Origin of the sequence: Bradyrhizobium sp. 139, from assembly GCF_023074175.1 — a bacterium.
In the GTDB taxonomy this organism is placed as follows: Bacteria; Pseudomonadota; Alphaproteobacteria; order Rhizobiales; family Xanthobacteraceae; genus Bradyrhizobium.
In genome coordinates, this window is record NZ_JADPKS010000151.1 from 1 (window position 1) to 2,920 (window position 2,920).

Below are 2,920 nucleotides of genomic sequence, written 5' to 3' on the forward strand. Positions count from 1 at the left end.
AAAACGCGCTCTTCGCCGGACATGAAATCGGGGCGGAAAACTGGGCTTTGCTCGCCTCGATCGTCGCCACCTGCAAACTCAACGACGTAAACCCTGCTGTACGCGTCCGAGGACGGCCGTCTTGCGGGTTTTTCCGATCTGTAGCTGACTGTCGGTATGGATATCCTTACTGATAATCGCCAAGTGCGTCGCCTTGAAGTTGTGGAGACTGGTCGGCGTCGGCGCTGGTCGGATGCCGAGAAGCTGCGGATTGTCGAGGAAAGTTTTTCGGGGCCGCGGCTGGTGTCGGCGACAGCGCGGCATCATGGGCTTTCGAAACAGCTTCTGTTTTCGTGGCGCAAGGCTTATCGCGAAGGGCAGCTTGGGGACTGTCAAGTGGATGGATTTGTGCCGGCCCAGATTGTGTCGGAGGTCGAGGCGACGGCGGAGCGTGCCGCTGCGGCGGCGACTGGCACTGGCACTCTGGAGGTCGTGACCGCGAATGGCCGACGCGTGATCGTGGATCGCAACGTCGATGTCGCGGTTTTGCTCCGGATCATGCGAGGGCTGGAGACACTACGGTGATCCCGATCCCGACGGGCGTGCGCGTGTGGCTGGCGACGGGCCATACCGACATGCGGTGCGGCTTTCCGAGCTTAGCTCTGCGCGTGCAGGAAGTGCTCAAGCGCGACGCCATGGGCGGCGGTGTTTTCTGCTTCAGGGGCAAACGCGGCGATCTTTTGAAGATCATTTGGCACGATGGCCAGGGCGCCTGCTTGTTCACCAAAAGACTCGAGAGAGGAAGGTTCATCTGGCCATCGGTTGCCGGTGAATCGGTAACGATCTCTCCGGCGCAGTTGAGCTATCTGTTGTCCGGGATCGATTGGCGCAACCCTCAAGAAACCCAGCGTCCGACGCGGATCGGATAGCCGCTTTTACGGTTTGAATCTGCTGCTTGATCTGATTCAATGGCTTCATGATATCGAAGCCGGACGACCTTCCATCGGACCTTGTCAGTGCCCTGGCGGCGCTGCAGGCCGAGCGTGAGGCGCGGCTGCGAGCCGAGGCGGTGGCTGCCAGTGCGCGGGCGGAGCTGTCGGACAACGAGGCGCTGATCGCGCATCTCGAGCTGCGGATCGAGAAGCTCAAACGCGAACTGTACGGGCCGCGCTCCGAGCGCACGGCACGGCTGCTCGAGCAGCTGGAGTTGGAGCTCGAAGAACTCGTCACCACGGCGAGCGAGGATGAGCTTGCCGCGCAGGCCGCAGCGGCAAAGACGCAGAACGTCCGCCCCTTCATGCGCAATCGGCCGGTACGCAAGCCATGGCCGGATGACATCGAACGCGAGCGCGTCGTCATTGAGGCTCCAGCGAGCTGTGCCTGCTGCGGTGGATCGCGGCTGGCGAAGATCGGTGAAGATGTGACCAAGACGCTGGAGGAGATCCCGCGCCGCTTCAAGCTGATCGAGACCGTGCGCGAGAAGTTCACCTGCCGCGATTGCGAGAAGATCAGCCAGCCGCCCGCGCCGTTCCATGCCACGCCGCGCGGCTTCATCGGCCCACAATTGCTGGCGACGATCGTGTTCGACAAGTTCGGCATGCATATCCCGCTCAACCGCCAGAGCGCGCGCTTTAAGGCCGAGGGGATCGACCTGCCGTTGTCGACACTGGCCGACCAGGTCGGCCACGGGACCTTTGCCGTCATGCCGCTCTTCCACTTGATCGAACGCCATGTACTGGCTGCCGAGCGCCTGCATGGCGACGACACCACGATCCGTATCCTGGCGAAGGGCAAGTGCAAGACCGGGCGGATCTGGACATATGTGCGGGATGACCGGCCCTTCGCCGGGCCTGCGCCGCCGGCGGCGGTCTATTACGCCTCGAGCGACCGACGAGGCGAGCACCCCCAGAAGCATCTGGCCGCCTTCGCCGGTATCCTGCAAGCCGATTGCTACAACGGCTTCGAGCCGCTGTTCGACCCGCAAAAGAAAGCGATGCCGATCACACCGGCGTTTTGCCTGGCCCATGCGCGGCGGGGCTTCTTCGAGCTGGCTGACATCGAGAAAAATGCTCGGGAAGGTAAGAAGGGCAAACCGGTCTCTCCGATCGCGCTGGAGGCGGTCAGACGCCTCGATGCGTTGTTCGAGATCGAGCGCGCCATCAATGGCTGCGGCGCCGACGAGCGGCGCGCCGTGCGCCAGGAAAAGAGCAAGCCGCTGCTCGAGGACATGCACGCCTGGTTGCTGCGTGAGCGCGAAACCCTCTCGCGCTCCTCCGAGGTCCTGAAGCCCATGAACTACATGCTCAGGCGCTGGGCCGACTTTGCCCGCTTCCTCGACGATGGCAGGATCTGCTTGACCAACAATTGTGCTGAGCGCGCATTGAGAGGCATCGCCTTGGGAAGGCGCAACTGGACCTTCGCCGGCAGCCAGCGTGGCGCCGACCGTGCCGCCATCATGCTGACGATGATCACGACCTGTCGCCTCAACGACGTCGATCCCAAGGCCTGGCTCGCCGACGTCCTCGCCCGTATCGCCGATCTTCCCGCGTCGCGTCTGCACGAACTGCTGCCCTGGGAATGGAAGCTCCTGCGCCAAGGCGACACGCCCGCCGATCAGCAGGCCGCCTGATCTTCACGCAACGCCATCATAGAGCTCGCCGTGCCCGCGCGCATGCGTCAGTCACGCGGTCTTCGTCGTATGCGTACACCCTGCTGCCTACATCGCCGAAACACTCGAGGCGATCATCGACGGCCATCCCCACAGCAGGATCGAAGACCTCATGCCGTGGCGATTCCGCAAAGCGTCAACCCCGCATCAATAGGGTGACGCCTAAGCGCTTACTGACGATGTGGCGCTTGCGACCTTTGATCTTCTTGCCCGCGTCAAAGCCGCGTGGCCCTCCGCTCTCGGTCGTCTTGACCGATTGACTGTCGATTATCG

Annotated in this window: 3 protein-coding genes and 1 pseudogene; 3 read left to right on the plus strand and 1 reads right to left on the minus strand. The window is 62.9% G+C overall.

The features are described 5' to 3' along the window. Window positions 1–156: 156 nt before the first annotated feature. Genes IVA80_RS32345 through IVA80_RS32355 form a run of 3 tightly spaced genes read left to right on the plus strand, consistent with a single transcriptional unit; the run spans window position 157 to window position 2,608 of the window. Entirely contained in the window at window positions 157–564 is a 408-nt protein-coding gene (locus IVA80_RS32345; protein ID WP_247438999.1) for a transposase, read from the plus strand. Then, window positions 561–908 (plus strand): IS66 family insertion sequence element accessory protein TnpB, encoded by a 348-nt coding sequence (tnpB, locus tag IVA80_RS32350; protein ID WP_247439000.1) that lies wholly within the window; start codon window positions 561–563, stop codon window positions 906–908. Before IVA80_RS32345 ends, tnpB begins: the two co-directional genes overlap by 4 nt. Window positions 909–955: 47 nt before the next feature. Continuing rightward, entirely contained in the window at window positions 956–2,608 is a 1,653-nt protein-coding gene (locus IVA80_RS32355; protein WP_247439002.1) for an IS66 family transposase, read from the plus strand. 211 nt (window positions 2,609–2,819) lie between these two features. On the opposite strand, the pseudogene IVA80_RS32360 reads toward IVA80_RS32355, so the two are convergent. Beyond that, window positions 2,820–2,920, minus strand: a pseudogene (locus IVA80_RS32360) (transposase); the annotation flags it as partial.

What these genes read in the sequence shown, in the direction of transcription:
- IVA80_RS32345 (WP_247438999.1), top strand. Translation starts at nt 157, where the DNA reads ATGGATATCCTTACTGATAATCGCCAAGTGCGTCGCCTTGAAGTTGTG.
- IVA80_RS32355 (WP_247439002.1), top strand. Translation starts at nt 956, where the DNA reads ATGATATCGAAGCCGGACGACCTTCCATCGGACCTTGTCAGTGCCCTG.